The organism is Methylosinus sp. R-45379, from assembly GCF_001644125.1.
GTDB lineage: Bacteria > Pseudomonadota > Alphaproteobacteria > Rhizobiales > Beijerinckiaceae > Methylosinus.
This window is the reverse complement of sequence record NZ_LUUM01000102.1, coordinates 1-3,901: the sequence shown is the minus strand read 5'-3', so window position 1 is coordinate 3,901 and position 3,901 is coordinate 1. Positions and strand designations below refer to the sequence as shown.

General features: G+C 52.6%; 5 protein-coding genes. All 5 read left to right on the top strand.

All coding sequences use genetic code 11. The features are described 5' to 3' along the window. Window positions 1–212 (top strand): hypothetical protein (locus tag A1351_RS25600; protein ID WP_210178237.1); only part of this gene is annotated, 212 nt, incomplete at its 5' end. Window positions 213–214: 2 nt separating this feature from the next. Next, window positions 215–862 (top strand): hypothetical protein, encoded by a 648-nt coding sequence (locus tag A1351_RS05010; protein WP_064032394.1) that lies wholly within the window; start codon window positions 215–217, stop codon window positions 860–862. Beyond that, window positions 859–1,485, top strand: coding sequence for an HAD family phosphatase (locus A1351_RS05005; RefSeq protein WP_026599953.1), 627 nt, complete (start codon window positions 859–861; stop codon window positions 1,483–1,485). The genes A1351_RS05010 and A1351_RS05005 overlap by 4 nt, the downstream gene beginning before the upstream one ends. 9 nt (window positions 1,486–1,494) lie before the next feature. After that, a complete protein-coding gene (locus A1351_RS05000) occupies window positions 1,495–3,012 on the top strand; it encodes a glycosyltransferase family 2 protein (protein ID WP_064032393.1) in 1,518 nt (505 codons plus the stop codon). Between the two features lie 12 nt (window positions 3,013–3,024). Continuing rightward, window positions 3,025–3,720 carry a hypothetical protein gene (locus tag A1351_RS04995; protein ID WP_064032392.1) on the top strand — a complete coding sequence of 232 codons (696 nt, stop codon included), beginning with the start codon at window positions 3,025–3,027 and terminating at the stop codon, window positions 3,718–3,720. The last annotated feature ends 181 nt before the right edge of the window (window positions 3,721–3,901 follow it).

Sequence of the window (3,901 nt, the reverse complement as noted above, 5' to 3'; positions counted from 1 at the left end):
GATCGGATAGCGCTCTAGACATGCGTGCTGCATGGAATTATGGAGCTTTGGAAGAGCTTGGCTCCATGATAGGCAGTTTGGGGGTTGCAGAGGATCCACTTCGAATGATGTTGGAAAAGGCTGCCGAGAAATGGGCGCTCGATCCCCATCGGTATGGGAGGGGGCCTTTGGTGGCCGTTGATCTGGTTTCAGCCAGCCTCGAGGGGCAATAGCTATGAAAGCGCAAATCCTTGCCCATCGTGGGGTTTGGACTTCCGTGTCCGAAAAAAACTGCCTGGAGGCATTCGAGAGAGCGTTTGCCGCCGGCTTCGGAATCGAGACGGACATCCGTGACCTCGACAATGTTCTCGTCGTTTCTCACGATCCGCCACGATCTGGTTTTGTCTTGCCCGTTGACCAGCTATTCGCGCTCTACCGACGCACGAACGCGACAGGCCGCTTGGCGCTCAATATCAAAGCCGACGGATTAGCGTCGGCGCTAAATGCGCTTCTGGAAGAGTACGCGATCGAGACGGCTTTCGTATTCGATATGTCGGTCCCGGATATGCGGAGCTATTTCAATTCGAGGGCTCGCGTGTTTTGTCGTCTCAGCGATGCCGAGACACACCCTGCGTTCTATAATAAGTGCGCGGGCGTGTGGCTCGATTCTTTCGAGATTCCGCACAGTCCCTCAGAGTGGGGGCATAAGGCGCTCGCAGACGGAAAGTTGATCGCCCTAGTCTCGCCCGAGCTTCACGCTCGTCCACATCTCGAAGCGTGGAACGAATGGCGCGCAAAGCTGAACCCCGCGCATAACGACCAAGTGATGGTCTGCACTGACTTTCCAGTCGAAGCCTTATCGTTCTTTCAGGTGGACCAATGATAAAGGCTGTTCTTTTCGATATGGATGGCGTGCTGATCGACGCGAAAGATTGGCATTATGAGGCGCTGAACCGTGCGCTAGCCCTTTTCGGCAAGGCGATCGATCGGGACGCTCACCTTGCCACCTACGATGGCCTGCCAACGCGGCGTAAGCTGGAGATTTTGACGAAATCGAAAGGGTTACCGGTAGGGCTCCATCCCTTTCTGAATGATCTGAAGCAAAGCTACACGATCGAGCTGGCTCACGCTCTCTGCAAGCCAAATTTCATCCATCAGCGTACACTATCGCGGTTGAAACTGGATGGTCTCAAACTAGCGGTCTGTTCGAACTCTGTGCGCAGTTCTATCGAGCTGATGATGCGCTTATCGAAGCTCGACCAATATATCGATCTCATTATTTCGAACCAGGATGTGTCGCGAGCCAAGCCAGATCCCGAAATGTACGAAACCGCGATGGCTCGTTTTGGGCTTCCTCCTGAAAACTGTTTGATTCTCGAAGACAATGAACACGGAATCGCTGCAGCGCAGGCCAGCAAAGGTCATTTGATGGTGGTGGGCAGCGTGTCAGATGTCACTTATGAAAAGGTCGCAACGCTCATTACGGCTATCAACGAGCGGGACTAGGGAAAGATTATGAACTCGAAGCTTCAGATTTTAATACCGCTAGCTGGCGAGTCTATCTTCTTCGATCCTAGCGAATACCATTTCCCTAAGCCGTTGATTGATATCGATGGCGAGACGATGATCGAACACGTCCTAGCGCCTCTGAAAAGAGCAGCTCCTGACGCGCGTTTCATTTTCCTTGTCTGTCGGGATGATGTCGTCAAATTCTCCCTCGATTCCATTCTTCGACTGCGGGCTGGCGAGAATGCAGAAGTCATTTCGCTCGCAACGCCGACGAAAGGCGCTCTTTGTACTTGCCTATTGGCGGTCGACGCGTTGGACATGGGTGAGCCTTTGCTAGTTTGCAATGGCGATCAGGTTCTTGACGTCGACATAGCTGCCTTACTGGCAAACTTCGAGGCATCATCCGGGGCGGCAGGTGTCGTCACTTTCCGATCGGTGCATCCACGCTGGTCTTATGTTCGTCTTGACGATAATGGAGAAGTCGTTCAGGCAGCAGAAAAGTCCGTGATCAGCGAGCATGCTATCGCTGGCCTATACTATTTCAGGAAAGCGCAGGATTTTATCGACGCCGCAATGGCGACGATAGCTGCAGACGATAAGGTCGGCGAACAGTTTTTTATCGCTCCAAGTCTCAATCAACTCATTTTGATGAATAAACGTGTCGTGAACATTCCGGTCCCCTCGACGGCCTACTATAGTTTTTATTCGCCACAAAAGGTGAAGGATTTTGTCGATCTGCGATTGCGTTCTCGTCGCTCGGGAGCGGCCGTTCCGCGAGTCACGGTCGTGGTGCCCGCTGCGGGAGAGGGAAGTAGATTCGCAAAATCGGGATGGGCGAGGCCTAAGCCGTTTATAGACGTCGCTGGTCGACCTATGATTGAGCATGTCCTTCAAAATGTAAAGCTGACAGACTCGAAAACAGTCGTGCTTGTCCGCAAAGAACATACCTATGGCCAAGATTCTATCATAAATCGTCTCTCGGAACAGTCAGAGATAGTTTCTGTCGATCGTCTTACCGAAGGGACTCTCTGCACTATCATGCTTGCGCGCAGATTGTTCAACGATGAAGATTCGATCTTGGTCGCGAACTCAGATCAGGTCGTTGATTTCTCGGTTGACGCCTATGTCAGGGATTGTATCGATCGCAACCTCGATGGCTCGATCCTTGTATTTCAAGATACCGCCTGCGACCCCAAGTGGTCGTTTGCGCGTCTTGACGCCAGTGGTCTCGTATTAGAAGTTGCAGAAAAAAAGCCAATTTCGAATCTAGCAACTGTTGGAATATACTTTTTTCGCCGTGCGCGAGATCTAATAAATGCGACAATAGATATGTTCGTAGAGAACGACAGAATCAACAACGAATTTTATACGTGTCCAGTTTACAATCATATGATCCGTAGCGGCGCTCGAATTGGCGTATATGAAATTCCAGCGGCAGCCATGCACGGGCTCGGCACCCCATCTGACCTTCAGACCTATCTGAAAAACATTGGCGCGCCTGCTTCAGCCGACGCGCCGAGTTGAGAAGGGCGTGCGATGCAAGTCATTGTCCCCCTAGCCGGACCTGATTTCGAGCAGTCCGATGGTCGTGTCAAATCGGAATTCGAGGTACACGGGACGCCTTTGTTGCGTCTGGCGTTAGAAAGTCGTGCATGGTGGCGAAGCGGTCAGGTAACAGACTCCGACTTGAGTTTCGTCTTGCGGGACAGTTTTATAAGCCGACGGTTTGCATCGGATAAATTGGCGCAATGGTATCCTAATGCACGCCAGGTTTTTCTCTCGGACTACACGCGAGGGGCGGCGCTGACCATTCTTGCCGGCGTCGCGCTAGTCGGCCACGCGGAGGAGCTTTTATGCTTCGATCTGGCGGACATCTTGTTTCACGAACGCACTAGCGCGCTCTCGCTTTTCACAGATATATCGGTGGGAGCAGTCGGTTTGACGTTCCCTTCTAATCATCCGGCCTATTCATACTTACGCAGAGACGCCGCGGGCAACGTTGTCGAGGCGGCGGAGAAACGCGTTATATCGGAAGAAGCTTCCGCCGGCGTCTACTTGTTCCGTTCTCCGGCTATTTATCTCCGGGCGCTTTCCTATGTGCTCGATCATCGTGCGGAACATGTATATCGGGATTTATTCTTTGTCTGCCCGGTTTTGAACGGAGTGCTGGCGCAGGGGTTGAAAGTCCACGGATTAACCGTAAGCGATATAACGGACATAAAGTTGATCTAAAAACTCACGCTCTCAAAGGAGAGTTCTTCGTCCGCCGCATTTGCCGGCTTCTGATCGTAGGTAAAAAACGTGGGCGGGGCGCTACGTGCTGGGCCGCTAAAAAATCTACCTCCGCCTCTCCCCGGAGAAACTCCGCCGGGGAGGGCTGCTTTCGTCGCCGACTATCTGGTCGCGTCTGGCG

Coding starts and splice junctions, on each gene's coding strand:
- A1351_RS05010 (WP_064032394.1), top strand. CDS start 215: ATGAAAGCGCAAATCCTTGCCCATCGTGGGGTTTGGACTTCCGTGTCC.
- A1351_RS05005 (WP_026599953.1), top strand. CDS start 859: ATGATAAAGGCTGTTCTTTTCGATATGGATGGCGTGCTGATCGACGCG.
- A1351_RS05000 (WP_064032393.1), top strand. CDS start 1,495: ATGAACTCGAAGCTTCAGATTTTAATACCGCTAGCTGGCGAGTCTATC.
- A1351_RS04995 (WP_064032392.1), top strand. CDS start 3,025: ATGCAAGTCATTGTCCCCCTAGCCGGACCTGATTTCGAGCAGTCCGAT.